The organism is Chitinimonas koreensis (genome assembly GCF_014353015.1).
GTDB classification, from domain to species: domain Bacteria; phylum Pseudomonadota; class Gammaproteobacteria; order Burkholderiales; family Chitinimonadaceae; genus Chitinimonas; species Chitinimonas koreensis.
This window is the reverse complement of record NZ_CP060704.1, coordinates 64,367-90,182: the sequence shown is the minus strand read 5'-3', so window position 1 is coordinate 90,182 and position 25,816 is coordinate 64,367. Positions and strand designations below refer to the sequence as shown.

Here is a 25,816-nt window from a genome sequence, read left to right as displayed (position 1 = left end):
AGATGCGGTAGGCGCGGCTTCAGCCGCGAATGCCCGGCCCGTACGCAAGGCTGGCTGGGTCGGCGACCACTACCGGCTGCGCCGCGGCAAGTACGACGCCGCGCTGCATGCGCTGGCCGATACCGGCGCGCTCTTGCCGGCGCATCGAGGGCTGGAAGCACGTCATGTTCGTCCACGCCTCGCCGGCCGAGCACCTGCCGGCGGCCGAGGCCGGCATGCCGGGTTCGACCGTCACCACGCTGCTGTCGCCGTTCGACCCGGTGGTGTGGGACCGCAAGCGCGCCACCGGGCTGCGGGATTTCGACTACCGCATCGAGTGCTACACGCCGGCGCCCAAGCGCCAGCAGGGCGTGTTCGAGGGTTGCGCCGAGCGCCATGGCAGTCGGTCCGGAGAAGGGAGAGGGGCGATTCTATCGCGCCGCATGATGGCCCTCGCCGGTTCCCCCGACGAAAAAGCAGGCGGACCGGAGGTCCGCCTGCTCAATATCCAGGCTGTCAAACAGCCTCGATCAACGAATCACCGTTGTTCAGGACACCACGACGGTCGGATCCCAGGACACATAGCCGGCCAGCACCTGGCGCTCGCCGCTGTCGTCCAGGGTGAACAGCGCGGCGCTCACCCAGAAGTTCTGGGCGGTGCCTTGCTGTGCCACCTTGGCGTCGCAGCTGGAAAAGCTTTCCCTGACGCCCTCGAAAGGATAGGCATTGGGTGCCGTCGGCTGGGCAGCCTGCTGCAGGGTGATGACATTCACCGTGGACGGATTGAGCACGGCTCCGCCGCCCGAAATCTGGTAAATGAAGGCGGCGCTGTCGGAATTGTCGGACATGCTGCTGCAGAAGAACGACAGCGTATCGCCGACGTGGGCGTTCAGCGAGATGTTGGCCGGATCGCCATTGGTGCTCCAGCCGCGCGGATCGTCGGACACCATCCAGATGTTCTGGTGGCCGATCGGGGTCGGTGCGGTCGGTTGCGAGCTGAGGCTGCCGTATTGCGCAATGATCGCATCGACGTCCATCGTCGTCATGACGTTGATGGTCAGATGCTGGGAAGTAGCCGAGAGTGCGGTACTGACTTTTGCCATGATTAATTCCTCCTTTTAACATCTTCGTGAAAACGGCCCGACCTCATCCTAATTATCGATTTTGGCCGACCGATCTGTCGGCGCATCGGAAATCGCCCTATGTTGCGACGATATGCCTATGCACCGAGCCCTGAATGCGGTGCATCCGGGCCTCTTGATTTATAGGGCAATATTCAAGCGCGCCGCAAATATCGTAGGATATTTAACCTGTTTAACCTGACAGTAACCATTGGAATTAAAAGCGACCCGGAACATTCTTAAAACATTCACATAAGAATGCTACCCGCCGGCGGATTTTGCCGCATGGCCGGCAGGGGCAGCCGGTTCGAATCCACCGTGGCAGGGCCGATCGGAGCGCCGGCGGCGCGGCATTCCGGTGCAGCAGCCGCGCACCGGAACGGGACGGCCCGCCGCAGCAGCCGAGCCGGACGAACCCGGTGTGACCATCGGCCGCGATAATGGGCCCGCTCGCGCCGAAGCCGAATCCGCGGCAAGCGCGCCGGCCCGCTTGCCAGCGCCGGGCCGGCTCGCCATGCTGGCGCACTCCGCGTTCCGCCCCGCCCGCCATGACGATCCATCTCTCGCTCCCCGCCGCCCGCGCCCTGCACCTCGCCGCCCAGGGCCTGCTCGCGCCGCCGCGCCGCAAGGCGGCCAAGGCCGACGTGCTGGCCGCCATCCGCCGCATGGCGCTGCTGCAGATCGACACCATCCACGTGGTGGCGCGCAGCCCCTACCTGGTGCTGTGGAGCCGGCTCGGCGCCTATCCGCAGGAATGGCTGGAACAATGGCTGGCCGAGGGCGCGCTGTACGAATACTGGGCGCACGAGGCCTGCTTCGTGCCGACCGAGGACTACGGCCTGCTGCGCCACCGCATGCTCGACCCGGCGGCGATGGGCTGGAAGTTCTCGGCGCGCTGGCTCGAGGCGCACCAGGCCGAGATCGCCGAGATGACCGGCCGCATCCGCGAACACGGCCCGGTGCGCTCGGCCGATTTCGAGCGCCAGGGCGGCCGCGGCAACGGCTGGTGGGACTGGAAGCCGGAGAAGCGCCACCTCGAGGTGCTGTTCACCACCGGCCGGCTGATGGTGACCGAGCGGCGCAACTTCCAGCGCGTCTACGATCTGGCCGAGCGCGTGCTGGCCAAGACCTTCCCGGCCGGCTGGGACGACGGCCGCGACACGCCGACGTTCGAGGCGGCCCAGGCGGAGATGGTGCGGCGCTCGTGCCGGGCGCTCGGCGTGGTCAAGGCCGGCTGGGTCGGCGACTACTACCGGCTGCGCCGCGGCAAGTACGACGCCGCGCTGCATGCGCTGGCCGATGCCGGCGAGCTCTTGCCGGCGCGCATCGAGGGCTGGAAGCACGACGTGTTCGTCCACGCCTCGCTGGCCGAGCACCTGCCGGCGGCCGAGGCCGGCACGCTGGGCTCGACCGTCACCACGCTGCTGTCGCCGTTCGACCCGGTGGTGTGGGACCGCAAGCGCGCCACCGAGCTGTGGGATTTCGACTACCGCATCGAGTGCTACACGCCGGCGCCCAAGCGCCAGTACGGCTACTTCGTGCTGCCGCTGCTGAGCCGCAACCGGCTGGTCGGCCGGCTCGACGCCAAGGCGCATCGCCAGCAGGGCGTGTTCGAGGTGAAGGCGCTGTATCTCGAGCCCGGCGTGCGGGTATCGCAGCGGCTGGCCGGCGACCTCGGCGCCGCGATCCGCCGCTGCGCCGACTGGCACGGCACGCCGACGGTGCGTATCGAACGCGCACCGATGGAGCTGGCCGCGCTGCTGGCGGCCGGCTAGCGATCGGCCCGGTCGCGGCGAATCGGGCCCGGCCGGCTGCTAGACTGCCTGCTTTCCCTCGCCGCCCACTCCGCCATGCGTGCTGCCGCCCTCACGATCCTCCCCCTCGTCCTGGCCACCCCGGCCTTCGCCGCCGACGATGCCCGCCTCGAACTCGGCATCGGCGCCACCGCGCTGAGACTGCCCGACTACCGCGGCAGCGACGAGCAGCAGGGCTACCTGCTGCCCCTGCCCTACCTCAGCTACCAGGGCGAACGGCTGCAGGTCTCGCGCGCCGGCGTGCGCGGCCTGCTGTTCCAGGGCGAGCGCACCGAATTCGACCTGAGCCTGAACGCCACGCCGCCGGTGAAGAGCGAGAAGAACCGCGCGCGCGCCGGCATGCCCGAACTCGACCCGACGCTGGAGATCGGCCCCTCGTTCAAGTACCGGCTCAGCGCCGCCGCCGACCCGGTGCGGGTCGAGCTGGTGCTGCCGCTGCGCGCGGTGGCCTCGTTCGACGACTGGCGCGTGCGCCACGTCGGCAACGTGTTCAATCCGAAGATCGGCGTCGAATGGCGCCAGGGCCGGGACTGGGGCATGGGCCTGAGCGCCGGCGCGCTGTTCGGCGACCGCCGCCAGCATGCCTACTTCTACGACGTCGACGCGCGCTACGCCACCGCTGAGCGGCCGGCTTACCGCGCACGCGGCGGCTACGGCGGCCTGCAGGGCACGCTGTCGGCCAGCCGCAGCTTCGGCGACTGGTGGCTCGGCACCTTCCTGCGGGCCGACCAGGTCGGCGGCGCCCGTTTCGCCGACAGCCCGCTGGTCAAGCGCAAGACCAATCTGAGCGCGGGCATCGGGTTGGCCTGGCGCTTCTACCGCAGCGACGAACGCTGAGCGCTCCGGCCCCGTAGGTCGGGTTTTACACCCGACAGCACTGTCGATCCGGCGTCGCCGTCGGGCATACAGCCCGACCTACGAAAGCTGCGCGATCGAATGAACGACCTTGTAGGAGCGGCTTCAGCCGCGAATGGCACCGGTAGATGTTGAACCGATTCGCGGCTGAAGCCGCTCCTACGTTCCCTCGATGGCCGGCCGCGAACCGGCCCGAATGAAACTTTTTGCACAAGACGCTTGACGAAGCGTAACGAGGTCGACATAATCCGGCCTCTCTGTCGCGGGATGGAGCAGTTGGCAGCTCGTCGGGCTCATAACCCGAAGGTCGTAGGTTCGAGTCCTACTCCCGCAACCAGATTCCAAAAGCCGCTGATCCTCGATCAGCGGCTTTTTCCATTGCCGCTCGCAAGCCCGTGCCCGCTTGCCCGCCGCGGCCCGCCCCCCTAGACTCCGCGCCAATCGCCGCAACAAGGATCGAACATGGCCGCCGCCCCGCAATACGACGAATCCTCGGTCAAGGTGCTCAAGGGCCTGGAGCCGGTGAAGCACCGGCCGGGCATGTATACCCGCACCGAGAACCCGCTCCACATCGTCCAGGAAGTGATCGACAACGCCGCCGACGAAGCCTTGGCCGGCTACGCCAAGTCGATCGAGGTGACGGTCCACCAGGACGGCTCGATCGCGGTGGCCGACGACGGCCGCGGCATCCCGGTCGGCATCCATCCCGAGATGGGGGTGCCGGCCGTCGAGGTGGTGTTCACCCAGCTGCATGCCGGCGGCAAGTTCAACAAGAAGGACGGCGGCGCCTACAGCTTCTCCGGCGGCCTGCACGGCGTCGGCGTCAGCGTGACCAATGCGCTGTCGACCCGGCTCGAGGTACGCGTCAAGCGCGACGGCGCCGAGCATGCGCTGGCCTTCGGCGACGGCTTCGTGATCGAGCCGCTGGCCATGCTGAAGGAGGTCGGCAAGAAGAACACCGGCACCACGGTGCGCTGCTGGCCCGATCCCAAGTATTTCGATTCGCCCAATATCCCGATGGGCGAGCTGGCCCACATCCTGCGCTCCAAGGCGGTGCTGCTGCCCGGCATCACGGTCACGCTGATCGTCGAGAAGAAGGACGGCAGCCGCGACACCCAGGCCTGGAGCTATCCCGACGGCCTGGCCGGCTACCTGAACGAGCAGCTGGCCGACGCCGAACTGATCGTGCCGCTGTTCCGCGGCGAGCGTTACATCACCGAGGAGAGCGACAGCTTCTCCAAGGGCGAGGGCGCCGCCTGGGTCATCACCTGGACCGAGGAGGGCGGCATCGCGCGCGAAAGCTACGTCAACCTGATCCCGACGCCGTCGGGCGGCACCCACGAGACCGGCCTGCGCGACGGCGTGTTCAACGCGGTGAAGAACTTCATCGACCTGCACAACCTGCTGCCCAAGGGCGTCAAGCTGTTGCCGGAGGATCTGTTCGCCCGCGCCAGCTTCGTGCTGTCGGCCAAGGTGCTCGATCCGCAGTTCCAGGGCCAGACCAAGGAGCGGCTGTCGAGCCGCGATGCGCTGCGGCTGGTGTCGACCCAGGTGCGCGATCCGTTCGAGCTGTGGCTCAACGAGCACCTGGACTACGGCAAGAAGCTGGCCGAGCTGGCGATCCGCCAGGCGCAGAGCCGCATGAAGGCGGCCAAGACGGTGGTGAAGAAGAAGTCGAGCGGCGTGGCCGTGCTGCCCGGCAAGCTGACCGACTGCCTGAGCGAGGACGTCTCGCGCCGCGAGCTGTTCCTGGTCGAGGGCGACAGCGCCGGCGGCAGCGCCAAGCAGGGCCGCGACAAGGACTTCCAGGCCATCCTGCCCTTGCGCGGCAAGGTGCTGAACTCGTGGGAAGTCGACGCCGGCGAACTGTTCGGCAACAACGAGATCCACGACATCGCGGTGGCGATCGGCGTCGACCCGCACAAGGCCGACGGCCCGGCCGACCTCAGCGGCCTGCGCTACGGCAAGATCCTGGTGATGTCCGACGCCGACGTCGACGGCTCGCACATCCAGGTGCTGCTGCTGACGCTGTTCTGCCGCCACTTCCCGCAGCTGGTGAAGCACGGCCACATCCACATCGCCCAGCCGCCGCTGTATCGCATCGACGTGGCCGGCTCGGGCAAGAACAAGCCGCCGCGCAAGTTCTACGCGCTCGACGACGGCGAGCTGGAAGCCGTGCTCGACAAGCTGCGGCTGGAGAAGGTGCGCGAAGGCGCCTGGAGCATCAGCCGCTTCAAGGGCCTCGGCGAAATGAACGCCGAGCAGCTGTTCGAGACCACCATGAACCCCGATACGCGCCGGACGCTGCAGATCGACTTCGACGCGATCGAGGACGATACCCGCCGCATCATGACCATGCTGATGGGCAAGGGCGAGGCGAGCAGCCGGCGCGCCTGGCTGGAAGAGAACGGCAACCTGGCCGAAGGCGACATATGAGCCGCTGGGGGCTGGACAGCGAGATGCTGTTCCACCGCGCCGCCGGCCAGATCGAACAGGCGAGCGGCTACACGGTGGTTCGCACGCCAGGCAACCCGGACTTCTACTTCGGCAACCTGCTGGTGCTCGACGCGGCGCCGAGCGACGCCGACCGCGGCCGGCTCGAAGCCGATTTCGCCGCGCGGGTCGGCACGCCGCCGCGCATCCAGCACCGCACCTTCATGTGGCCGGTGGCGGCAGGGGCTGCGGCGCCGGCGGTCGACGGCTTCATGGCCGACGGCTACGCGCTGCAGGAGACCGTGGTGATGCTGGCCGAAGCCGCCGACCTGGTCGCCCCGCCGCGGCCGCACACCGGCCTCGAGATCCGCGCCTTCCGCGACGACGCCGACTGGGCGGCCTGGACCGCGCTGAACATCGCCGACGATGGCGGCCGCTATCCCGAGGACAGCTACCGCCGCCACCTCGCCGCCAAGCAGCGCATGTACCGCCAGTTGAGCGGACAGGGCCGCGGCGGCTGGCACGGCGCCTGGCTCGACGGCCGGCTGGTGGCGCAGCTCGGGCTGTATTTCGAGGGCGCGACCGGCCGCTTCCAGGCGGTACTGACCGATGCCGCCTACCGCGGCCGCGGCATCTGCCGCACGCTGGTGCACCGGGTGGCGCAGCAGGGCTTCGCCCGCGCCGAGCGGCTGGTGATGCTGGCCGACGAGCATGAGCATGCGCGCCGCATCTACGCCTCGCTCGGCTTCGCGCCGCGCGAGCGGCTGGCCAGCTTGTGCTGGTGGCCCAGGGGCTGAACGGAATCAGCCAGGCAATTCGCCTGGCTCAGCGGCGCGCAGTCAACAATTCGGCGTATAGCCCGTCAGCCGCTCCGCCATCGCCGCCGGCGTATAGGGCAGGATCGTCGCCCGCGCCGCCTCGCCCATCCCCGCCCAATCGGCCGCCTTCGGCCGCGCCGCGATCAATGCCGCGAAGCCGGCGTGGTCGAGCGCGTCGCGCACGAAGCCGTTCTCGCCCTCGCGCACGAACTCGGCCGCGCCCGACTTGCGGCTGGTCAGCACCGGCAGGCCGCAGGCGAAGGCCTCGAGCGCCACGTTGGGGAAGGGGTCGTACAGCGTCGGCAGGAACAGCGCGTCGGCCATGCCGTACCAGTCCTGCACGTTCTTCTGCGCACCGACGAAATGCACCCTCCCGGCGATGCCGAGCGCGGCGGCCTGCGCTTGGTAGCGGCGCGCGCGCTTGTCGTGGCCGACCACCACCAGCCGCGTCTCGCCGCCGGCCGCGGCCAGCGCGGCGAGGCAGGTCGCCACGCCCTTGCGCTCGAAGCCCGAGCCGACGTAGGCCAGCACCGCCGCATCGGGCGCGATGCCCAGCTGCTGCCGCATGGCGTCGCGCCGGGCACGGGCGCGCTGCGGCGAGAAGGCCTCGGCGTCGATGCCGCTGTAGATCACCCGCAGGCGCTCGTCGGGCAGGCCGAACCAGTGCTTGAGCTCGTCCTTCACCATCTGCGAATTGCAGATCACGGCACGCAGCCGGGGACTGGTGAACAGCTTCTTCTCGGCCGCCAGCGCGTAGTGGTGCAGCGGGTTGAACCACAGCCCGAGCCGCGCCAGCGGGCCGAGCTGGCGGCGGCGCTGCGCCAGCCATTCGCGGTGCACGCCGTCGCCGGCGCGGTAGAGATCGCAGCAGGCGATGCGCTCATGCGACTGCACCAGGTCGAAGCCGGCGCCGTCGAGCGCGCGCGCCACGCCGCGGGCGAAGCTCCATTCGCGCCAGACGCTGCCGAGGTAGAACGGGTCGACCTTCAGGCTGCGGTAGCCGGCGTGCTCCTCCCATCTGCGCGTGACCAGCGTGACCTCGACCGAGCCGGCCAGCGCCGCGATAGCGCGGCTGACGAAGCGCTCGGCGCCGCCGGCGGGGTTGTATTTCTGGCGGACGATGGCGAGCTTGATGGGCTGGTCGGGCATGGGATTGGCAGAGGTGGCCGGCGAGTTGCGGTCGTCGCCGAAGCTGGATTGGAAAGCAGCGTAGGAGCGGCTGCAGCCGCGAATGGGGCCGATGATCGACGGCCATTCGCGGCTGCAGCCGCTCCTACGCTAGACGATCGGCGCCGGGCCGGAAACCTAGGTGTGCATCGGCGCGAACCTAGCCGTCGAGGCTGGCCAGGATCTCGCGCACGCGGTCGGCGTCCGGCGCCTGCTCGATCTCGCGCGCCAGCGGCGCCAGCTTGCTCAGGTCGCTCTTGAGCACGATCTGCTTGACGTTGAGCAGCTGCGCCGGGTGCATCGAGAAGCGGCGCAAGCCCAGCGCCAGCAACAGCCGCGTCATGCGCGCGTCGCCGGCCATCTCGCCGCAGACCGACACCGGCACGCCGGCGCGGTCGGCCGTGCGGATCACGTGGCCGATCAGGTGCAGCACGGCCGGGTGGAAGGGGTCGTACAGGTGGCTGACCGCGTCGTCGCCGCGATCGACCGCCAGCGTGTACTGGATCAGGTCGTTGGTGCCGATCGAGACGAAATCGAGCTTGCCGAGCAGGTGGCTGACCGTCAGCGCGGCGCCGGGCACCTCGATCATGCCGCCGACCTCGACGTCGTCGGCGAACTCGATGCCGTCCTCGCGCAGTTCCTCGCGCGCCTGTTCCACGTGGAGCCGCACCTGCTTGACCTCGGCCAGGCTCGCCAGCATCGGCACCAGCAGCTTGAGCTTGCCGTGGCGGCCGGCACGCAGCAGCGCACGCAGCTGGGTGCGGAACAGCTGCGGCTCGGCCAGGCACAGCCGCACGCCGGTCAGGCCCAGCGCCGGGTTGGGCGCCGAGACGGCCTCCTCGTCGGCCCACTTGGGCATCTTGTCGCGGCCCAGGTCGACCGTGCGGATGGTGACCGGCGCGCCCTTCATGCCTTCGAGCACCGACCGGTAGGCGCGGTACTGCTCTTCCTCGTCGGGCAGGTCGTCGCGGCCGAGGAACAGGAATTCGGAACGGTAGAGGCCGACCCCGGTGGCGCCGTTGCCCAGCGCCTGGGCCACGTCGCCGGGCGTCTCGATATTGGCGTGCAGCTCGATTGCGACGCCATCGCGGGTGGCGGCGGCGGTGCGCTTGATGCTCTGCAGCTTCTTGCGCTCGGCCGCGAGGCCGGTCTGGCGCTTGCGGTACTCGGCGAGGATGGTCTCGCTCGGGTCGATGATGGCGACGCCGGCGGTGCCGTCGACGATGATGGTCTCGTCCTCGCGGATCAGCTGGCGCGCATGGTGCAGCGCTAGGACCGAGGGAATGTCGAGGCTGCGCGCCAGGATCGCGGTATGCGAGGTCGGCCCGCCGACGTCGGTGAGGAAGGCGGCGAAGTCAGCGCCCTTGAACAGCGCCATGTCGGCCGGGCTCAGGTCGTGCGCGATCAGCACGCGCTCCTTGCTGTCCTCGGGCGGCACGTAGTGCTCGCCGTCGTGGCCGTCGAGCGCCTTGAACAGCCGGTCGACCACCTGGATCACGTCGTTGCGCCGCTCGCGCAGGTATTCCTCCTCGATCACGTCGAACTGCTCGAGCAGGCGATCCTGCTGCAGCTTGAGCGCCCATTCGGCGTTGCAGCGGCGCTCGACGATGATGTCGCGCGGCTCGCGGCTGATGGTGTGGTCGTTGAGCAGCATCACGTGCAGGCTGAGGAAGGCGCCGAGCTCGGTCGGCGCGTTCTCCGGGATGCTCCCCCACAGCTGCTCGAGTTCCTTGCGGGTGGCGCGCACCGCCTGGTCGAAGCGGGCGATCTCGCCGGCCACCTCGGCCTGGGTGATCTCGTAGTGGGCGACCTCGAGATCGGTATGGCTCACCAGGTGCGCGCGCCCGATGGCGATGCCGCCGCCGATGCCGATGCCGTGCAGGGTGATGGTCATGGCTCCTCCGACCTTGCGCGCGACGAGGCGTCTATTCCGATTCGTCGAAGCGGTTGGCGATCAGCTCGGTCAGGGCCGCCATCGCGGCCTCCTCGTCCTCGCCGATGGTTTCGATGGTCACGCGGCTGCCGCGCGCGGCCGCCAGCATCATCACCCCCATGATGCTCTTGGCGTTGACCCGTTTGCCGTTGCGGGCGAGCCAGACTTCGCATTTGAAGCGGCTGGCCAGTTGCGTCAGCTTGCTCGAGGCCCGCGCATGCAGGCCCAGCTTGTTGATGATTTCGACTTCTTTCTGCGCCATGGTGTTCTCGGTGGTCTTCTATTCTTGGCCGGGCCCTTGGCGGGTGGTCGGCGGCAGCATGTACATCACGCCCTCGAGCCCGCCGGTGACGGCCTTGCTCACCACCACGTCCAGCGGCTCGTGGCCGTAGTTGAGCGAGCGCACCAGCATCGGCAGGTTGACCCCGGCCACCGCTTCGACGCGGCCCGGCTGGATCAGCCGGTAGGCGACGTTGGACGGCGTCCCGCCGTAGATGTCCGACAGCACCAGCACGCCGCGGCCGGTGTCGATCTCGCGCACCAGCGTGCGGGCCCGCTCCAGCACCACGTCGGGATCGTCGGTACGGTAGACGGGCAGGTAGCGCAATTGCGGCAGCGCTCGGCCGAGCACGTGAGCGGCGCATTCGGCCAGGCTTTCGCCGAGGCCGTAGTGCGTGACCAGCAGGATTCCAACCATGTCGAGACTCAGGGAAACGCGTTGGAGCCGATTCTAGCAGCGCCGCGCGCCCGTCTGCTGCGATGCGGTAAATTCGTCCGACCGGCTCCGGCGGGCGAAATTCCGCGGCGGCGGCAGAAACCGGCCGGTTCGGACCAAAGCGCTTGTGCCCACCGCACGGCCGCTCAGCCGGACATCGCCTGCCGATCCAGCGCGGCGGCGGCCGGACAGGCGGAGCAACGCCCGGCAGTCCAAGGCCACCGCAGCGACGCCGGACTCAGGCCGCCGCCCCGACCGCCGCCTCGAGCGCATCGACGAACAGCGCCGCGACGTCGATGCCCGACTGCGCGCTGATCTCCTGGAAGCAGGTCGGGCTGGTGACGTTGACCTCGGTCAGGCAGTCGCCGATCACGTCGAGCCCGACCAGCAAGAGGCCGTCGCGCACGAAGGTCGGGCCGAGCGCCTCGGCGATCTCGCGGTCGCGCGCGCTCAGCGGCCGCGCCACGCCGGTGCCGCCGGCGGCCAGGTTGCCGCGGGTCTCGCCGGCCATCGGGATGCGCGCCAGGCACCAGTCGACCGGCTTGCCGCCGATCACCAGCACGCGCTTGTCGCCGTCGAGGATCTCGGGCAGGTAGCGCTGCGCCATCAGCGTGACGGTGCCGTCGCGGGTCTGGCTCTCGAGGATCGAACCGAGGTTGGGATCGTCGGGCTTGAGCCGGAAGATGCCCATGCCGCCCATGCCGTCGAGCGGCTTGAGGATCACGTCGCGCTGCTCGGCCAGGAAGGCGCGGATGTCGGCCGGCTGGCTGCTGACCAGCGTCGGCGTGGTGTAGTCGGCGAAGCGCAGGATCGCCAGCTTCTCGTTGTAGTCGCGCAGCGCCTGCGGCCGGTTGAACACCCGCGCGCCCTGGCGCTCGGCGTGCTCGAGCAGGTGGGTGGCGTACAGGTATTCGCTGTCGAACGGCGGATCCTTGCGCATGACGACCGCGTCGAAGTCGGCCAGCGCCGTGGCCTCGGCCGGCTCGGCGCGGTACCAGTCGTGGGCGTCGCCGGTCAGCGCGATGCGGCGCGCGTCGGCCAGCACGCGGCCCTCGCTCACCCTCAGGTGGCGCTGCTCGAAGGCGTGGATCGCGTGGCCGCGGCGGGCGGCCTCGCGCATCATGGCGTAGGTGCTGTCCTTGTAGGTCTTGAACCGGTCGAGCGGGTCGGCGAAGAAGGCGATGCGCATGGTGGATTCCCGGTGGATCGGTCGGCACGGCGGCGGCGCCGGATCGCGGCCGCGACCCGGCGGAGCCCGCCGACGGATTGAAGCGGGGCCGGCGCGGCCCCGCCGTGCTACTTGGCGCCGGCCTTGGCCGGTTTCTTGTCGGTCTCGGCCGGCTTGGCCGCCTCCACCGTCACTCGCACGCTGGCCGACAGCTGCGGGCCGTAGGAGCCGTGCGCGCCGTCGGCGAACTGCAGCGTCAGCGTGTGCGGGCCGGGCGCCAGCGTGACGGTGGCCTCGGTCTGGCCCTTGCCGTAGTGGACGTGGCGCTCGTCAAACGGGATCACCTGGCCCTTGGGCACGGCCGGCAGGTCGATCAGCAGGTGGTGGTGGCCGCTGCTGCGGTCGAACGGATCCTCGGCCGCGCTGCGCACCTTCATGCCCTCGACGCCGAAGCGCAGCGTGACGGTCGGCGGCAGCACGTCGCCGTCCTTGATGCCGATGAAATGGACGCGCGCATTGGCCGGCGCGCCGTCGCCGGGCGCCGGGGTAGCCTGGACGAACGAGGCCGCGGCCAGCAGCGCGGCGAAGACGAGGCGGGGAGAGGGCATGGCGGGCTCCTGTCGATGGGGCGGCGGGTCAGACCGCCAGCGCGGCGTCGTACTGCGGCTCGGTCGCCTCGATCTCGCGCGAGGCGGCCAGGAGCGCCAGCCGCGCCACCACGCCGTAGGCATAGAAGCGGTTCGGCGCGCAGTCCGGGCTGCCGTCGCAATCGGGCGTCGACAGCGGGGTGTCGAAGTACAGCGGCTCGAAGTGCATGCCGGGCGCGTTGAGGTTCTCGTCGGCGCCGCGGCCGGTGTGGACGCGGTAGAAGCCGCCGACCACGTAGCGGTCCATCATGTAGACCACCGGCTCGGCCACCGCCTCGCCCAGCGTCTCGAAGGTCGGCACGCCTTCCTGCACGATCACGTCGCTGACTTCCAGGCCTTCCTTCACCACCGCCATCTTGTTGCGCTGCTTGCGGTTGAGGCCCAGCACGTCGTCGGGCGACTTCACGCTCATCACGCCCATGCCGTAGGTGCCGGCGTCGGCCTTGACGATGGCGTAGGGCGCGGCGTCGATGCCGAGCTCGCGGTACTTGGCCGCTGTCAGCGCCAGGATGCGCTCGACCTCGGCGGCCAGCCGCTCCTCGCCCTCGCGGGTCTGGAAGTCGAGCCGGTCGACCTGGCCGAAGTAGGGGTTGATGTACCACGGGTCGATCGCCAGCAGGTCGGCGAACTCGGCCGCGACCACGTCGTACTGGCCGAAGTGGTTGGTCTTGCGGCGGCGGTGCCAGCCCACGTGCAGCGGCGGCAGCAGGTTCTGGTCGATGCCTTCGAGGATCGGCGGCACGCCGGCCGACAGGTCGTTGTTGAGCAGCACCACGCAGGGGTCGAAGCCGTCGAGGCCGACGCGGCGGCCGGTGCGCTTGAGCGGCTCGAGCGTCAGCGAGGTGCCGTTGGGCAGCGCGAAGGCGGTCGGCGCGGTGATCTCGGGATTGAGCGAGCCGAGCCGCACGTTGAGGCCGGCCAGCTTGAGCACGCGCTGCAGCGCGGCCACGTTCTGCAGGTAGAACTGGTTGCGGGTGTGGTTCTCGGGGATCAGCAGCAGGCGCCGCGCATCGGGACAGACCTTCTCCAGCGCGCTCTGCACCGCCTGCACGCACAGCGGGGTGAAATCGGGATTGAGGTTGTTGAAGCCGCCCGGAAACAGGTTCATGTCGACCGGCGCCAGCTTGAAGCCGGAGTTGCGCAGATCGACCGAGCCGTAGAAGGGGGGAGCGTGATCCAGCCACTGGCTGCGGAACCAGGCTTCGATGTCGCACTGGGCGGCCAGGATCTTGCGCTCGAGGTCGAGCAGCGGCCCGGTCAGGGCCGTGGCAAGGCGGGGTACGTTCATGGCGTTACCTGTTTTGGTTGGCTACTGCTAATCGATATCGAGATCGTGCTCGCCGCGGCGACCCACGCGCCGGGCCGATGATCGGACCGCTATGTTGCATGCACATGCCGCGCCGCCGCCAACGTTCCGACCTGGCGTTTCCGCCAGCTTGCCGGCCGGCGCCGCGCATGCCGGCTGCCCGGATACATCCAGCTTAGATCGGGTTGGCGCGCACAGTTTCAAGCAGGGCCGCATGCTAAACTCGCGCCGCCTTCCGGCCCCACCCCGATCGCGCCCGTGCGGGCGCCGCCTCACCGAGGTTCCGGCATGACCGCTCCCGCCCCCAAGCCCAAGGAAAGCCTGCAGGACAGCCTGCAGCAGGTGGTCCGCATCCTGCAGCGGCACAAGCTGGTCGAGAACCTGGTGCACAAGCAGGACATGCCGCGCCACGAGCTGGTCGAATCGCTGGTGCACAAGCAGAACCTAGTCGAGCTCGAGCACAAGCTGGCCCTGCTGCACCCGGCCGACATCGCCTTCATCCTCGAATCGTTGCCGCTCGAGGACCGCATGACGGTCTGGGGCCTGGTGCCCGGCGAGACCGAGGGCGAGGTGCTGCTGGAAGTGTCGGACTCGGTGCGCGAGACGCTGCTGGCCGACATGAACCGGGACGAGATCCTGGCCGCCGCCGAGCACCTCGACGCCGACGAGCTGGCCGACCTCGCGCCCGACCTGCCGCAGGACGTGATGAGCGAGCTGATGGGCTCGCTCGAGGAAGAGGAACGGGCCGAGCTGCAGTCGGCGCTGTCCTATGCCGAGGGCCAGGTCGGCGCGCTGATGGACTTCGACATGGTCAGCATCCGCGACGACGTCACGCTCGAGGTGGTGCTGCGCTACCTGCGCCGCTTCGACGAGCTGCCGCACCATACCGACAAGCTGTTCGTGGTCGACAACGACCAGCGCCTCAAGGGCGTGCTCAGCATCAAGAAGCTCCTGGTCAGCGATCCCGAGCGCGAAGTCGCCGAAGTGATGTCGCACGACGTGGTGATGTTCCGCGCCGACGAGGACGCCAGCGAGGCGGCCCAGGCCTTCGAGCGCTACGACCTGGTGTCGGCGCCGGTGGTCGACTCGACCCACAAGGTGATCGGCCGGCTGACGGTGGACATGATGGTCGACGTGATCCGCGAGGAGAGCGAGGCCGAAGTGCTGAGCCTGGGCGGCCTGAAGGAAGACGAAGACCTGTTCAGCTCGGTCTGGCAGTCGGCGCGCAACCGCTGGCCCTGGCTGGCGGTGAACATCGGCACCGCCTTCATCGCCAGCCGGGTGATCGGCGCCTTCGAGCACACCATAGCCCAGCTGGTCGCGCTGGCGGCGCTGATGCCGATCGTCTCCGGCATCGGCGGCAATACCGGCACCCAGACCGTGACGCTGGTGGTGCGCGGCCTGGCGCTGGGCCAGGTCAACAGCGCCAACGCGCGCCGGCTGGTGCTGAAGGAGCACGCGATCGCGCTGCTCAACGGCGTGGTGTGGGGCGGCGTGCTCGGCGTGATCGCCTGGCTGCTCTACCACGACGCCCACCTCGGCATCGTGATGACGGCCGCCATGGTGCTCAACCTGCAGATCGCCGCGCTGGTCGGCATCGTGGTGCCGCTGACCATGGAAAAGCTCGGCCGCGACCCGGCCTACGGCTCCTCGGTATTCCTGACCGCGGCGACCGACAGCATGGGCTTCTTCATCTTCCTCGGCCTCGCCACGGTGTTCTTGCTCTGAGCGTGGGACATTGACCTGCGGTGCCGGGGATTGCCTGGTCGTGAGTCATCGACCTCGTGGCAAGTCTGTCCCATCCCGACTCCCCCGCCCTCGCCGCCACCAGGCCCCCACGAAGTCTCAGACTTCGCGGGTTGGGCCAGAGGGAGCCTCGCTGACGCTCGTCGCATCTGCATCGAGCTGCGGTGGATACTCGCGGCGTTGCCGCATCCGGCCACCGATCGCGTCCGGCGGCCGAAGGCCATCGTGTAATATTCCTACCATGTTCTCCCCGATCTCCGACCGCTCGGTGCACGCCGCCCCAGCCGCGTGCCGGCCGCCCTGCTGCTCGACCTGCTGCGCCATCAGCGCTACGGCGTCGAATACCAGCCCATCATCGAGCTCGCCAGCGGCCAGGCCATCGGCCACGAGGCGCTGGCGCGCTTCTACACCGCCGACGGCCAGCCGCTGGCGCCCAAGCCGATCTTCGACGCGCTGCACGCCAGCCCCTTGAGCCTCTACCAGGTCGAGTACGACATGAAGCGGCTGCAACTTGCCTATGCGCCGGCCGGCCCGCTGTTCGTCAACCTCGATCCCGATGCCTACGGCGTGACCGTCGGCGAGGCCGAGGATCCGCTGCTGGAGCTGCTCGGCAGCCACCCGGACCTGGTGGTCGAGATCATCGAGAATTCCGACGTCTCCGACGCCCACCTGTCGCAGCTGCTGGCGCAGGCCTTCACCGCGCGCGGCGTGCGGCTGGCGCTCGACGACATCGGCGCGCCCAATTCCATGGTGTCGCTCGACGTGATGATGACGGTCGACTGGTTCAAGTTCGACCGCTCCTGGCTGGCCCGCGCACGCGACGTCAAGGGCCGCGCCGCGCTGCGCCACCTGATCGGCTTCGCCCACGAATGCAGTTGCCGCGTGATCCTCGAGGGCATCGAGCGCGAGGAAGACCTGGCGCTGGCGCGCACGCTCGAAGTCGACTGCGTGCAGGGCTTCCTCTACCGCCGCCAGTTCAAGTCGGTCTCGCTGGCGGCCCGGCCGGCCTGGCAGGCGTTCTGATGGCGGCCACCGTCCAGCAGCTGCTGGCCTGGGCGCGCGGGCTGGGCCTGCCGGTGCTCGAGGCGCGCATGCTGCTCGAGCACGTCAGCGGCCTCGACCGCACCCGCCAGGCCGCCTGGCCCGAGACCGCGCTCGACGACGCGCCGGCCGCGCGCTTCCAGGACCTGGCGCAGCGCCGCGTGGCCGGCGAGCCGGTCGCCTACCTGCTCGGCTCGCGCGAATTCTTCAGCCTCGAATTCGAGGTCGACGCCAACGTGCTGATCCCGCGGCCGGAAACCGAGCTGCTGGTCGAACTGGCGCTCGAACGGCTGCCGGCCGACGCGCCGTGCCGCGCGCTCGATCTCGGCACCGGCTCGGGCGCGATCGCGGTGGCGCTGGCCAGGCACCGCCCGCTGCTGGCCATGACCGCGGTCGACCGCTCCGAGGCCGCGCTGGCAGTGGCCGGCCGCAACGCCGCGCGCCACGGCGCCGCCGTTCGCCTGCTGGCGAGCGACTGGTATTCGGCGGTGGCCGGCGAGCGCTTCGAGCTGATCGTCTCCAACCCGCCCTACATCGCCGCTGGCGACGTCCATCTCGAACAGGGCGACCTGCGCTTCGAGCCGCGCGGCGCGCTGACCGACGAGGCCGACGGCCTGGCCCACCTGCGCCGCATCGTGGCCGGCGCCGGCGAGCACCTGGCGCCGGGCGGCTGGCTGCTGTTCGAGCACGGCTACGACCAGGCCGCCGACTGCCGCGCGCTGCTCGCCGCGGCCGGCTTCGCCGCGGTACAGAGCTGGCAGGACCTGGCCGGCATCGAACGGGTCAGCGGCGGCCGGCTCGGCTGAGGCCGTCCACGGCGGACCGGCAAGATGGAATTCGACGACGCCCAGCCGCTGCCCGCCCGTTCGCTCGCCCGCCGCGCGGCGACCTGGGATGCGCTCGACTCGCCGTTCGGCCGCATGGTCGCGGTCGCCGACGGGCAGAACGGCCTGTTGAGCCTGAGCTTCGGCGCCGCCGCCGAGGACGAGGCGCGTGCCGCCGGCGCACGCCATGCGCCGGCGGCGCTGGCCGAGGTGATCCATCAGCTGGCGCAATACCTGGCCGGCGAACGCCGCCAGTTCGAGTTGCCGCTGGCGCCCGAAGGCACGCCGTTCCAGCATGCGGTGTGGGCCCAGCTGGTGCAGATCCCCTATGGCGAGACCGTCAGCTACGGCGAGCTGGCCGCTGCGCTCGGCCAGCCCGGCGCGGCGCGCGCGGTCGGCCGCGCCAACGCGACCAACCCGATCGCGCTGATCGTGCCCTGCCACCGCGTGATCGGCGGCGACGGCTCGCTGACCGGCTACGCCGGCGGCCTGCCGCGCAAGCAGGCGCTGCTGGCCTTCGAGCGCCGCCACCGGCCGCCGGCCGGCAGCAGCCTCGGCCTGTTCGATTGAGCCGGCCGCACCGCCGAGCCGGCTTGCCGGCCGGCCGGGCCGCCGCGTAAAATTCCCGACCGAATTGCTCGACTATTGGTCGAATCCGCATCTACCGAGTCCGAACCATCGCTCGGACTGCCAACCGGCCGTACTGCGACGGCCAGCGAGGAAAGCGTCATGGACATCCAGGAAAAAATCCGCCAAACCGTCACCGAGAACCCGGTGGTGCTCTTCATGAAGGGCACGCCGACCTTCCCGCAATGCGGCTTCTCGGCCAAGGCCGCGAGCATCCTCAAGGCCTGCGGCGTCGACCAGTACAAGGCGGTCAACGTGCTGGCCGACGACGAAGTGCGCCAGGGCATCAAGGAATTCGCCAACTGGCCGACCATCCCGCAGCTCTACGTCAAGGGCGAGTTCGTCGGCGGCTCGGACATCATGAGCGAGCTGTACCAGAACGGCGAACTGCAGAAGATGCTCGAAGGCGTGCAGGGCTGATCCCGCGGCCGGCCCGTCCGGCCCAGGCAGCGGCACCCGACAAGGCCCGGCTCGATGCCGGGCCTTGTGCATTCCGGCGGGCCGACGGCGAGCCGCTACATCTGGCGGAACTGCGCCTGGTAGGGCTGGCTCACCGTCAGCGCGGTGCCGGCCACCCACAGCCGCATGCCGCCGCCGCCGTCGCGCTCCACCCGCTCGATGCGGCCGATGTTGACCACCGCGCCGCGGCTGACCTGGCAGAAGCGCGCCGGGTCGAGCCCGCCGGCCAGCTCCTTGATGGTCTTGCGGATATGGGCGTCGAAGCCCACGCCGAGCAGCCGGGTGTACTTGGCTTCGGCGACGAAGGCCGCCACCTCGTCCACCGCCACGATGCGCATCTGCAGGCCGCTGGCGGCATGGATCCAGCGCAGCCGCGCCGGCTCGGCCGGGGTCAGCCGATCGAGCAGGCCGCGCAGATCGGCCGGCGGGCTGGCCAGGCGCTGGCGCAGCCGTTCGAGCGCGCGCGCCAGCCGCGCCGGATCGAGCGGCTTGAGCAGGTAGTCGACCGCGCCGGCGTCGAAGGCGGCCAGCGCGTATTCGTCGTAGGCGGTCAGGAACACCACGTGGCAGCGGCCCGAGGCGGCGCGCGCCACCTCCAGCCCGCTGGCGCCGGGCATGCGGATGTCGAGGAAGGCCACGTCGGGCCGGTGCTCGACCAGCGCGGCCAGCGCCGCCACCCCGTCGGCCGCCTCGGCCACCACCCGCAGCGCCGGCCATTGCGCCGCCAGCGCCTCGCGCAATTGCTCGCGCAGCAGCGGTTCGTCCTCGGCGATCAGCGCGGTGGCGTTCATGCCGCCCCCTCTCTACGGCGCAGCGGCAGGTTCAATTCGGCACGCACGCCGCCATCGGGCCGCGCCGCCAGCAGCAGGCCGGCCTCGGCGCCGAACAGCGCCGCCAGCCGCTCGCGCAGGTTGCGCAGGCCGATGCCGTGGCCGCCGCCGCTTTCGCTGAAGCCGACGCCGTCGTCCTCGACCGCCACCCGCAGCCGCGCGCCGTCGCGCCAGGCCACGATGTCGATGCGGCCGTCGCCGCGCTTGGGCTCGAGGCCGTGCTTGAGCGCGTTCTCGACCAGCGTCGCCAACGCCAGCGGCGGCAGCAGCGCATCGGCCAGCCCGGCCGGGCTGTCGATGGCATAGCGCAGCCGCTCGCCCATGCGGATGCGCATGATGTCGAGGTAGGCCTCGACCCGGGCCAGCTCCTGCCCCAGCGTGGCCTCGGCCTGGCGCAGCTCGGGCAGGGTGGCGCGCAGGTAGGCGTTGAGGCGTTCCAGCATGCGGTCGGCCAGCGCGGCGTCGTGGCGCAGCAGGTATTGCACATTGGCCAGCGTGTTGAACAGGAAATGCGGCTCGATCTGGCCCTGCAGCGCGGCCAGCCGCGCTTCGAGCAGGGTGCGTTCGACCGCGTGCCGCTCGGCCTGCTCCGCCAGCGTGCGCTGCTCGCGCCAGGCCAGCCAGCGCCGCACGATGCCGGGCAGCAGCAGCGGCCACAGCACCGCCATCGGCACCGCGTCCGGCAGCCGCCAGGGCCGCGGGCCGGCGTCGGCGGCGACGCGCAAGGCGTGGGCCAGCGCGCCGCCGAGCCAGGTCGACAGCGCCAGCACGCCGACCGCCGTCGCGATCGCCAGGCCCGCGCGCTGCCAGCGCCGGGTCGGCTCCAGCAGGCCCACCGCCAGCGCATGGCCGGCCAGCAGGCCGGCCAGGTCGGCGCTGAAGCCGCTGCGCCAGGCGCTCCAGCCGGCCAGCGCCAGCAGCGCCCAGCCCAGCGCCAAGATGGCGGCGCGCAGGTTGAACGGCGCCATCGGATGGTCGTATGCGAGGGTCCCGGTCACGGCCGCAATCCGAGGTTGACCGGCCGCGGCACGATCGGCTCCGCCGGCAGCTTCAGGTGCAGCGGCACGTTGTGGGCCTGCCGGGCGGTATCGGGCAGCACGGTGAGCTGCACGTTGCGGATCCACACCCGGCCGCGGCCCTGGATGGCCAGGCCGTAGTCCAGCGCGGTGGTGGCGTCGGTCACGCCGTCGCCCATCTGCACCGTGATCGGCGCCCATTCCTTCGGCGTGTTCCACGAGGCGCCGGAATGGGTGTCGGGGCCGCCGGAGGCGCGCAGGAACAGCTCGACCCGGCCCGGTTCCGGATCGACCTTGACCTCGGCCGACAACATCAGGTTCTTGTGGCGGTAGGCCGCCGGGTCGATCGACTGGCTCAGCGCCCCCACCGCGTCGCCCGGATCGCCGACCGAGCGCAGGTAGACGGCGCCTTCCTTCGGGTCGTAGCCGACTTCGTACTGCTTGCCGACCGTGGCCGAGACGGTCCAGCCCGGCGGCGTGCCGGGCTGCTCGGCGGCGCCGAGCGGCAGATTGACGGCGGCCGCGACGGCGGCACAGGCGAGCAGGGCTTTGAGATGCATGGTCAGGTCTCCGTGGTGGGCGAGGAACACGGAACGGACCATAAGGGGGCGGAAAGGCATGCGGCAGGGCGGGCGCGACGGGTGCCGCGAAGCATACGACAAACCGGCCGCTTTGCCGGAACGGCACTATGGAACGACCCGGAACGGCACCATCGGACGACCCGGAGCGGCACCGCGGGACAACCCGGATCGCGGCGGCCGGGCTGCGCAGTATGATCGAGCCTCCGTCCCCGCCCAGGAATCCCGCCATGACCCTGCAAATCTGGCTCGCCTATCTCGCCGCCGTGTTCGTGATCTCCGGCACGCCCGGCCCCAACATGCTGCTGGCGATGACCCACGGCATCCACCACGGCCTGGGCAAGACCTTCGGCAGCACCATGCTGGGCCTCTTGGCCGGGTTGGCGGTGATCCTGTCGATCTCGCTCGGCGGCCTGGGCGCCGTGCTGCTGGCGTCGAGCCATGCGTTCGAGGTGATCAAGTACCTGGGCGCCGCCTACCTGATCTACCTCGGCATCAAGACCTGGCGCGCCGCCGACAGCGCGCTCGAGACCAACGGCCGGCCCGACGCCGACGACGCCTGGGCGCGCTTCCGCATCGGCATCCTGGTCGCGCTGTCCAACCCCAAGGCGATCCTGTTCGGGGTGGCCTTCTTCCCGCAGTTCCTCGACCCGGGCAAGCCGATGGCCGGCCAGGCCAGCCTGCTGCTGCTGAGCTTCGTGCTGATCGAGACCGGCTGGATGTGCGTCTATGCCGGCGGCGGCGCCAAGCTGGCGGTCTGGCTGCGCCAGGGCGGCCGCATGCGCTGGTTCAACCGCGCCTCGGGCGGCGCCTTCGTCGGCGCCGGCCTGCTGCTCGGGGCGTTCAAGCGATGAGCGCCGGCATCCACCACGCCGCCGCCGACGGTTTCGGCAGCCAGGCCGCCGCCTATGCGCGCGGCCGGCCCGACTATCCGCAGGCGCTGGCCGGCTGGCTGCGCGACGAAATCGGCCTCGGCGCCGGCCGCCGGGTGCTCGATCTCGGCGCCGGGACCGGCAAGTTCAGTGGATTGCTGGCCGCCAGCGGCGCCACGGTGGTCGCGGTCGAGCCGGTCGAGGCGATGCGCGCGCAGCTGGCGGCGCGCCTGCCGCAGGTCGACGTGCAGGCCGGCACCGCCGAGGCGATCCCGCTGGCCGATGCGAGCTGCGACCTGGTCGCCTGCGCCCAGGCCTTCCACTGGTTCGCCACGCCGCCTGCGCTGGCCGAGATCCGCCGGGTGCTGAAGCCCGGCGGCGAGCTGCTGCTGGTGTGGAACGTGCGCGACGAATCGGTCGACTGGGTGGCCGCGCTGACCGAGCTGATGACGCCCTACGAGGGCGACACGCCGCGCTTCCACAGCGGCGCCTGGCGCAGCGTGTTCCCGGCCGAGGGCTTCGGCCCGCTGGCCGAGACCGCCTTCGACTACGTGCATGCCGGTCCGGCCGAGCAGGTGGTGGTCGACCGCGTGCTGTCGGTCAGCTTCATCGCCGCGCTGCCCGATGCCGAGCGCGAGCGGGTGGCGGAGCGGCTGCGCGCGCTGGTCGCCGGCCACCCGGCCTTGGCAGGCCGGGCCGAGGTGCGCTTCCCTTACCGCACGCTGGCTTATCGCGCCCGTCGGCTGGACTGACCGGCGGCGGCCGTAAGGGGCTTGCCGCACTGTTCCCACGGCGGCGAAGGCATTACGATGCGCGTCGGCCGGCGACACAATCGCCGGCCGCGCCGTTCGACGGGGCCATCGCGCCGCGGACGCACCGAAATACCAGTAGACCCAGACCAACCAGACCCATTGCGGAACGCCGCCGCGCCACCCTACCGGGCTGCGTGGACCGACGCCGCGCGGAGCCAAAAGCATGACCGCCTTCGTCTTCAACGAACCGAATTTCGACGCCCACGAACAAGTGGTGTTCGTCTCCGAACCCAAGTCCGGCCTCAAGGCCATCCTCGCCGTCCACAACACCAATCTCGGCCCGCCATGGGCGGCTGCCGCATGTGGAACTACGCCAGCGAAGGCGAAGCGATCACCGACGTGCTGCGCCTGTCGCGCGGCATGACCTACAAGAACGCCGTGGCCGGCCTGCCGATCGGCGGCGGCAAGAGCGTGATCATCGGCAATTCCAAGACCGACAAGACCCCGGCGCTGTTCGAGGCGCTGGGCGAGGCGCTCGAGCGCCTCGGCGGCCGCTACGTGACGGCCGAGGACGTCGGCACCAACACCGACGACATGGCCCACGTCGCCCGCCGCACCCGCCACGTCGCCGGCCTCGGCGAGACCGGCGATCCGTCGCCGTTCACCGCGCTGGGCTGCTTCGTCGGCGCCCAGGCCGCCGTGCGCCACCACCTCAAGCGCGACTCGTTCGACGGCCTGATCGTCGCCCTGCAGGGCCTGGGCAACGTCGGTTACGACTACGCCCGCCGCCTGCGCGAAGCCGGCGCCCGCCTGGTGGTGGCCGACATCGACCCGGCCCGCCTCGAGCGCGCCCGTGCCGAACTCGGCGCCGAAATCGTGCCGGTCGATTCGATCTACGACGTGCAGGCCGACATCTATGCGCCGTGCGCGCTCGGCGCCACGCTGAACCCGACCACGCTCGACCGCCTCAAGGTCAAGATCGTCGCCGGCGGCGCCAACAACCAGCTCGCCACCGCCGACATCGGCGAAGCGCTGCGCCGGAAGGGCATCCTCTACGCACCCGATTTCGTCATCAACGCCGGCGGCATCATCAAGGTCTGCTACGAGCACCTGAAGAAGCCGGAAAGCGAAGTCGAGGCCCATGTGCGCCGCATCGGCGAGACGCTGGCCGAGGTGTTCGCGCGTGCCGACAGCGAAGGCCTGCCGACCAGCGTGGTGGCCGACCGCGTCGCCGAGGCCCGATTCAAGCGCGCATGATCTGAACTGACCGCCGAGTGGTATCGAGCGGTAGTGCGGGCGCCCGGCAAAGCCGGGCGCTTGTCATTTGTGACGGCTGAACCAGGGCGCGCTTCCCTGATTCAACCCGACTCCCCCGCCCTCGCCGCCGCGAGGGGGCTTCGCTGGCGCTCGTTCGCTCTTCGTTGATCCTGCAGCTAGACATATCGCTACGCTCATGTCGGCGGGTTGTGTAGGAGCGTCTTTAGCCGCGAATGGCCGCATGTACTCCAGCTATTCGCGGCTAAAGCCGCTCCTACAAAAACGGCGGCGCCGAATCAGTCTGCGCTGAGGATTGAAATAGACGCTGACGAGCGTCAGCGAGGCCCCTCGCGGCGGCGAGGGCGGGGGAAGTCGGGATGGAACAGGCCAGAGCCGGTAGTTCAGTATTCCACTGCTCTTGAACGTCCGGCTTTGCCGGGCGCCGCGCCGAAGCTCAAAGCCGCACAGAACGGATTCAAATCCACGAGGCTCGTAGTTGTCGGGTCCGGGACTACTCGCAAGAATGCCTGCAATGCATATCGAGATCCCCGCCGTGGACTTTCCCTTCCAAGCCGTGCTGTTCGACATGGACGGCACCATCACCGACACCACGCCGCTGCACGACGCGGCCTGGGACGAATTCGCCCGCGCCCATACCGGCAGCGGCGTCGCGCCAGGCGATCCGCGCCTGGTGCCGGGCCGCACGCTCGACGTGGTGCGCGCCGTGCTCGGCCGCGACGTGCAGGGCGAGGAGGCGCAGCGCCTGCACGACGACAAGGAACGGCGCTTCCATGCGCTGGCGCGCGGCAAGCTGGCGCCGCTGGCCGGCTTCGCGCGCTACCGGCGCTGGCTGGCCGAGCGCGGCATCCCGGTCGCGCTGGTCACCAATGCGCCGTGGATCAACATCGAATTCACGCTGGCCGAACTCGCGCTCGAGGATGAATTCGACCTGGTGCTCGGCGCCGAGGACGTGCCGCGCGGCAAGCCGCATCCCGATCCCTTCCTGGCCGCCTGCACGCGGCTCGGCGTGGCGCCGTCGTCGGCGCTGGTGCACGAGGATTCGGCGCTCGGCATCGCGGCCGGCATCGCCGCCGGCTGCCGCGTGGCGGCCATGCTGACCGGCCTGTCGCCGGCCGCCGCCCGCTCGGCCGGCGCACACTGGTCGGCCAGCGACTACGACCACTGGCTCGATCACCTCGGCGTGCGCTGAGGCGCGGCCGGGACCGACCCTTTTACCGCAGAGGACGCCGAGGACGCGGAAAAAACGAAGCCCTGCCGAATAGGCAGGGCTCGTTGCGTTGACGGGACGGTCCGTCGCTCGTCTCCGCGTCCTCGGCGTCCTCCGCGGTGAACGGCGCCGTCCAGCCGGGGATGCCGCCGGCGCGACGGCCCGCTTCAGGCCAGCAGCGCGCGGTACTTCGGGTCTTCGTCTTCGAACAGCTCGTCGCCGCCGCCGGCGAAGGCCCGCGCCAGCGCGTCGCGCGCCGACTCGTCGCGGCCGAGCTCCAGCTCGCACTGGCCCAGCCGCAGCAGGATGAAGGGATTGTCGGCGCCCTCGGGGCAGCGCACCGCCTGGGCGAAGGCCGGCTGCGCCGCGTCGAATTCGCCGAGCTGGAAGCGCGCGTCGCCGACCGCGGCCAGCACCCAGGTACTGGCTTCCCAGCGCTCCAGGTCGGACGGCAGCAGCGCCTGCGCCTCCTGGTACTTGGCCAGCGCAGCGTCGAACTTGCCCTTGTCGAACAGCTTGTCGCCGTCGTCGAGCAGGGCCTGGATGGGTTCTTGCAGGATGGCGGGCAGGGTGGTCATGGTGGCGTCCTCTCCTCGGGCTCCGTCCGGTCGATGCCGGTCAGGTGGAAAT

26 protein-coding genes, 1 tRNA gene and 1 pseudogene are annotated in these 25,816 nt (G+C 70.2%); 16 read left to right on the top strand and 12 right to left on the bottom strand.

Going from position 1 to position 25,816, the window contains the following annotated elements:
• Window positions 1-29: 29 nt before the first annotated feature.
• Window positions 30-281, top strand: a pseudogene (locus H9L41_RS25380) (hypothetical protein); the annotation flags it as partial.
• A 246-nt stretch (window positions 282-527) separates the two neighbouring features.
• Here H9L41_RS25380 and H9L41_RS00395 read toward each other — a convergent pair.
• Window positions 528-1,082, bottom strand: coding sequence for an inclusion body family protein (locus H9L41_RS00395; protein WP_028447216.1), 555 nt, complete (start codon window positions 1,080-1,082; stop codon window positions 528-530).
• Window positions 1,083-1,648: 566 nt separating this feature from the next.
• On the opposite strand from H9L41_RS00395, the gene H9L41_RS00390 reads away from it, so the two are divergent.
• The 5 genes from H9L41_RS00390 to H9L41_RS00370 all read left to right on the top strand — a co-directional run bounded on the left by H9L41_RS00390 (window position 1,649) and on the right by H9L41_RS00370 (window position 6,999).
• Window positions 1,649-2,875, top strand: coding sequence for a winged helix-turn-helix domain-containing protein (locus H9L41_RS00390; protein ID WP_028447217.1), 1,227 nt, complete (start codon window positions 1,649-1,651; stop codon window positions 2,873-2,875).
• 75 nt (window positions 2,876-2,950) lie between these two features.
• A complete protein-coding gene (locus H9L41_RS00385; protein WP_034607702.1) occupies window positions 2,951-3,751 on the top strand; it encodes a MipA/OmpV family protein in 801 nt (266 codons plus the stop codon).
• A 279-nt stretch (window positions 3,752-4,030) separates the two neighbouring features.
• Window positions 4,031-4,106: transfer RNA gene (locus tag H9L41_RS00380), tRNA-Met, on the top strand.
• Window positions 4,107-4,231: 125 nt separating this feature from the next.
• Window positions 4,232-6,205, top strand: coding sequence for a DNA topoisomerase IV subunit B (parE, locus tag H9L41_RS00375; protein ID WP_028447219.1), 1,974 nt, complete (start codon window positions 4,232-4,234; stop codon window positions 6,203-6,205).
• Complete coding sequence (locus H9L41_RS00370) at window positions 6,202-6,999, top strand: GNAT family N-acetyltransferase (protein ID WP_028447220.1); 798 nt, start codon at window positions 6,202-6,204, stop codon at window positions 6,997-6,999. The genes parE and H9L41_RS00370 overlap by 4 nt, the downstream gene beginning before the upstream one ends.
• A 42-nt stretch (window positions 7,000-7,041) precedes the next feature.
• Here H9L41_RS00370 and H9L41_RS00365 read toward each other — a convergent pair whose 3' ends face one another.
• The 7 genes from H9L41_RS00365 to gshA all read right to left on the bottom strand — a co-directional run bounded on the left by H9L41_RS00365 (window position 7,042) and on the right by gshA (window position 13,938).
• On the bottom strand, window positions 7,042-8,169 hold the full coding sequence (locus H9L41_RS00365) for a glycosyltransferase family 4 protein (protein WP_187523629.1): 1,128 nt from the start codon (window positions 8,167-8,169) through the stop codon (window positions 7,042-7,044).
• Window positions 8,170-8,347: 178 nt separating this feature from the next.
• Window positions 8,348-10,081, bottom strand: coding sequence for a phosphoenolpyruvate--protein phosphotransferase (gene ptsP, locus H9L41_RS00360; RefSeq protein ID WP_028447222.1), 1,734 nt, complete (start codon window positions 10,079-10,081; stop codon window positions 8,348-8,350).
• Between the two features lie 31 nt (window positions 10,082-10,112).
• Complete coding sequence (locus H9L41_RS00355; RefSeq protein WP_028447223.1) at window positions 10,113-10,382, bottom strand: HPr family phosphocarrier protein; 270 nt, start codon at window positions 10,380-10,382, stop codon at window positions 10,113-10,115.
• Between the two features lie 18 nt (window positions 10,383-10,400).
• Window positions 10,401-10,817, bottom strand: coding sequence for a PTS sugar transporter subunit IIA (locus H9L41_RS00350; protein WP_028447224.1), 417 nt, complete (start codon window positions 10,815-10,817; stop codon window positions 10,401-10,403).
• Window positions 10,818-11,073: 256 nt separating this feature from the next.
• A complete protein-coding gene (gene gshB / locus H9L41_RS00345; protein ID WP_028447225.1) occupies window positions 11,074-12,024 on the bottom strand; it encodes a glutathione synthase in 951 nt (316 codons plus the stop codon).
• A 107-nt stretch (window positions 12,025-12,131) separates the two neighbouring features.
• Complete coding sequence (locus H9L41_RS00340) at window positions 12,132-12,611, bottom strand: DUF4399 domain-containing protein (RefSeq protein WP_084300500.1); 480 nt, start codon at window positions 12,609-12,611, stop codon at window positions 12,132-12,134.
• A gap of 28 nt (window positions 12,612-12,639) precedes the next feature.
• Window positions 12,640-13,938 carry a glutamate--cysteine ligase gene (gshA, locus tag H9L41_RS00335; protein WP_028447226.1) on the bottom strand — a complete coding sequence of 433 codons (1,299 nt, stop codon included), beginning with the start codon at window positions 13,936-13,938 and terminating at the stop codon, window positions 12,640-12,642.
• A 306-nt stretch (window positions 13,939-14,244) separates the two neighbouring features.
• Here gshA and mgtE point away from each other — a divergent pair, with 306 nt between their 5' ends.
• From mgtE to grxD, 5 genes are all read left to right on the top strand, one after another.
• Entirely contained in the window at window positions 14,245-15,684 is a 1,440-nt protein-coding gene (gene mgtE / locus H9L41_RS00330; protein WP_028447227.1) for a magnesium transporter, read from the top strand.
• A 306-nt stretch (window positions 15,685-15,990) separates the two neighbouring features.
• A complete protein-coding gene (locus H9L41_RS00325) occupies window positions 15,991-16,725 on the top strand; it encodes an EAL domain-containing protein (protein ID WP_265583898.1) in 735 nt (244 codons plus the stop codon).
• On the top strand, window positions 16,725-17,549 hold the full coding sequence (gene prmC, locus H9L41_RS00320; RefSeq protein WP_034607704.1) for a peptide chain release factor N(5)-glutamine methyltransferase: 825 nt from the start codon (window positions 16,725-16,727) through the stop codon (window positions 17,547-17,549). The genes H9L41_RS00325 and prmC overlap by 1 nt, the downstream gene beginning before the upstream one ends.
• Window positions 17,550-17,573: 24 nt before the next feature.
• Complete coding sequence (locus H9L41_RS00315; RefSeq protein WP_084300501.1) at window positions 17,574-18,137, top strand: methylated-DNA--[protein]-cysteine S-methyltransferase; 564 nt, start codon at window positions 17,574-17,576, stop codon at window positions 18,135-18,137.
• 159 nt (window positions 18,138-18,296) lie between these two features.
• Window positions 18,297-18,614 (top strand): Grx4 family monothiol glutaredoxin, encoded by a 318-nt coding sequence (gene grxD, locus H9L41_RS00310; RefSeq protein WP_028447229.1) that lies wholly within the window; start codon window positions 18,297-18,299, stop codon window positions 18,612-18,614.
• Between the two features lie 95 nt (window positions 18,615-18,709).
• Here grxD and H9L41_RS00305 read toward each other — a convergent pair whose 3' ends face one another.
• Genes H9L41_RS00305 through H9L41_RS00295 form a run of 3 tightly spaced genes read right to left on the bottom strand, consistent with a single transcriptional unit; the run spans window position 18,710 to window position 21,059 of the window.
• Entirely contained in the window at window positions 18,710-19,444 is a 735-nt protein-coding gene (locus H9L41_RS00305; protein ID WP_028447230.1) for a LytR/AlgR family response regulator transcription factor, read from the bottom strand.
• Window positions 19,441-20,481, bottom strand: a complete 1,041-nt coding sequence (locus tag H9L41_RS00300) for a sensor histidine kinase (protein WP_051319255.1) — start codon at window positions 20,479-20,481, stop codon at window positions 19,441-19,443. Before H9L41_RS00300 ends, H9L41_RS00305 begins: the two co-directional genes overlap by 4 nt.
• Window positions 20,478-21,059, bottom strand: a complete 582-nt coding sequence (locus H9L41_RS00295; protein WP_028447231.1) for a hypothetical protein — start codon at window positions 21,057-21,059, stop codon at window positions 20,478-20,480. Before H9L41_RS00295 ends, H9L41_RS00300 begins: the two co-directional genes overlap by 4 nt.
• A 248-nt stretch (window positions 21,060-21,307) precedes the next feature.
• Between H9L41_RS00295 and H9L41_RS00290 the strand changes: the two genes are divergently transcribed.
• The 5 genes from H9L41_RS00290 (at window position 21,308) to H9L41_RS00275 (ending at window position 25,168) form a co-directional block, all read left to right on the top strand.
• Window positions 21,308-21,931, top strand: coding sequence for a LysE family translocator (locus H9L41_RS00290; RefSeq protein WP_028447232.1), 624 nt, complete (start codon window positions 21,308-21,310; stop codon window positions 21,929-21,931).
• On the top strand, window positions 21,928-22,701 hold the full coding sequence (locus H9L41_RS00285; RefSeq protein ID WP_028447233.1) for a class I SAM-dependent methyltransferase: 774 nt from the start codon (window positions 21,928-21,930) through the stop codon (window positions 22,699-22,701). The genes H9L41_RS00290 and H9L41_RS00285 overlap by 4 nt, the downstream gene beginning before the upstream one ends.
• Before the next feature lie 223 nt (window positions 22,702-22,924).
• Complete coding sequence (locus H9L41_RS24155) at window positions 22,925-23,125, top strand: Glu/Leu/Phe/Val dehydrogenase (RefSeq protein WP_265583897.1); 201 nt, start codon at window positions 22,925-22,927, stop codon at window positions 23,123-23,125.
• Window positions 23,062-23,958: a Leu/Phe/Val dehydrogenase gene (locus H9L41_RS00280; protein ID WP_265583896.1), complete on the top strand. Its 897-nt coding sequence runs from the start codon at window positions 23,062-23,064 to the stop codon at window positions 23,956-23,958. Before H9L41_RS24155 ends, H9L41_RS00280 begins: the two co-directional genes overlap by 64 nt.
• Window positions 23,959-24,511: 553 nt before the next feature.
• Window positions 24,512-25,168, top strand: coding sequence for an HAD family hydrolase (locus tag H9L41_RS00275; protein ID WP_169730221.1), 657 nt, complete (start codon window positions 24,512-24,514; stop codon window positions 25,166-25,168).
• A gap of 185 nt (window positions 25,169-25,353) precedes the next feature.
• On the opposite strand, the gene H9L41_RS00270 is transcribed toward H9L41_RS00275, so the two are convergent.
• Window positions 25,354-25,764 carry a tetratricopeptide repeat protein gene (locus tag H9L41_RS00270; protein WP_028447235.1) on the bottom strand — a complete coding sequence of 137 codons (411 nt, stop codon included), beginning with the start codon at window positions 25,762-25,764 and terminating at the stop codon, window positions 25,354-25,356.
• Window positions 25,765-25,816: the final 52 nt, after the last annotated feature.

Excerpts from the sequence above, each read along its gene's own strand:
- H9L41_RS00280 (WP_265583896.1), top strand. The coding sequence starts at position 23,062 with ATGTGGAACTACGCCAGCGAAGGCGAAGCGATCACCGACGTGCTGCGC.
- H9L41_RS00370 (WP_028447220.1), top strand. The coding sequence starts at position 6,202 with ATGAGCCGCTGGGGGCTGGACAGCGAGATGCTGTTCCACCGCGCCGCC.
- H9L41_RS00315 (WP_084300501.1), top strand. The coding sequence starts at position 17,574 with ATGGAATTCGACGACGCCCAGCCGCTGCCCGCCCGTTCGCTCGCCCGC.
- ptsP (WP_028447222.1), bottom strand. The coding sequence starts at position 10,081 with ATGACCATCACCCTGCACGGCATCGGCATCGGCGGCGGCATCGCCATC.
- H9L41_RS00365 (WP_187523629.1), bottom strand. The coding sequence starts at position 8,169 with ATGCCCGACCAGCCCATCAAGCTCGCCATCGTCCGCCAGAAATACAAC.
- H9L41_RS00270 (WP_028447235.1), bottom strand. The coding sequence starts at position 25,764 with ATGACCACCCTGCCCGCCATCCTGCAAGAACCCATCCAGGCCCTGCTC.
- mgtE (WP_028447227.1), top strand. The coding sequence starts at position 14,245 with ATGACCGCTCCCGCCCCCAAGCCCAAGGAAAGCCTGCAGGACAGCCTG.
- H9L41_RS00305 (WP_028447230.1), bottom strand. The coding sequence starts at position 19,444 with ATGAACGCCACCGCGCTGATCGCCGAGGACGAACCGCTGCTGCGCGAG.
- H9L41_RS00295 (WP_028447231.1), bottom strand. The coding sequence starts at position 21,059 with ATGCATCTCAAAGCCCTGCTCGCCTGTGCCGCCGTCGCGGCCGCCGTC.
- gshA (WP_028447226.1), bottom strand. The coding sequence starts at position 13,938 with ATGAACGTACCCCGCCTTGCCACGGCCCTGACCGGGCCGCTGCTCGAC.
- H9L41_RS00340 (WP_084300500.1), bottom strand. The coding sequence starts at position 12,611 with ATGCCCTCTCCCCGCCTCGTCTTCGCCGCGCTGCTGGCCGCGGCCTCG.
- H9L41_RS00395 (WP_028447216.1), bottom strand. The coding sequence starts at position 1,082 with ATGGCAAAAGTCAGTACCGCACTCTCGGCTACTTCCCAGCATCTGACC.
- parE (WP_028447219.1), top strand. The coding sequence starts at position 4,232 with ATGGCCGCCGCCCCGCAATACGACGAATCCTCGGTCAAGGTGCTCAAG.
- H9L41_RS00350 (WP_028447224.1), bottom strand. The coding sequence starts at position 10,817 with ATGGTTGGAATCCTGCTGGTCACGCACTACGGCCTCGGCGAAAGCCTG.
- H9L41_RS00355 (WP_028447223.1), bottom strand. The coding sequence starts at position 10,382 with ATGGCGCAGAAAGAAGTCGAAATCATCAACAAGCTGGGCCTGCATGCG.
- gshB (WP_028447225.1), bottom strand. The coding sequence starts at position 12,024 with ATGCGCATCGCCTTCTTCGCCGACCCGCTCGACCGGTTCAAGACCTAC.
- H9L41_RS24155 (WP_265583897.1), top strand. The coding sequence starts at position 22,925 with ATGACCGCCTTCGTCTTCAACGAACCGAATTTCGACGCCCACGAACAA.
- grxD (WP_028447229.1), top strand. The coding sequence starts at position 18,297 with ATGGACATCCAGGAAAAAATCCGCCAAACCGTCACCGAGAACCCGGTG.
- H9L41_RS00290 (WP_028447232.1), top strand. The coding sequence starts at position 21,308 with ATGACCCTGCAAATCTGGCTCGCCTATCTCGCCGCCGTGTTCGTGATC.
- prmC (WP_034607704.1), top strand. The coding sequence starts at position 16,725 with ATGGCGGCCACCGTCCAGCAGCTGCTGGCCTGGGCGCGCGGGCTGGGC.
- H9L41_RS00385 (WP_034607702.1), top strand. The coding sequence starts at position 2,951 with ATGCGTGCTGCCGCCCTCACGATCCTCCCCCTCGTCCTGGCCACCCCG.
- H9L41_RS00390 (WP_028447217.1), top strand. The coding sequence starts at position 1,649 with ATGACGATCCATCTCTCGCTCCCCGCCGCCCGCGCCCTGCACCTCGCC.
- H9L41_RS00285 (WP_028447233.1), top strand. The coding sequence starts at position 21,928 with ATGAGCGCCGGCATCCACCACGCCGCCGCCGACGGTTTCGGCAGCCAG.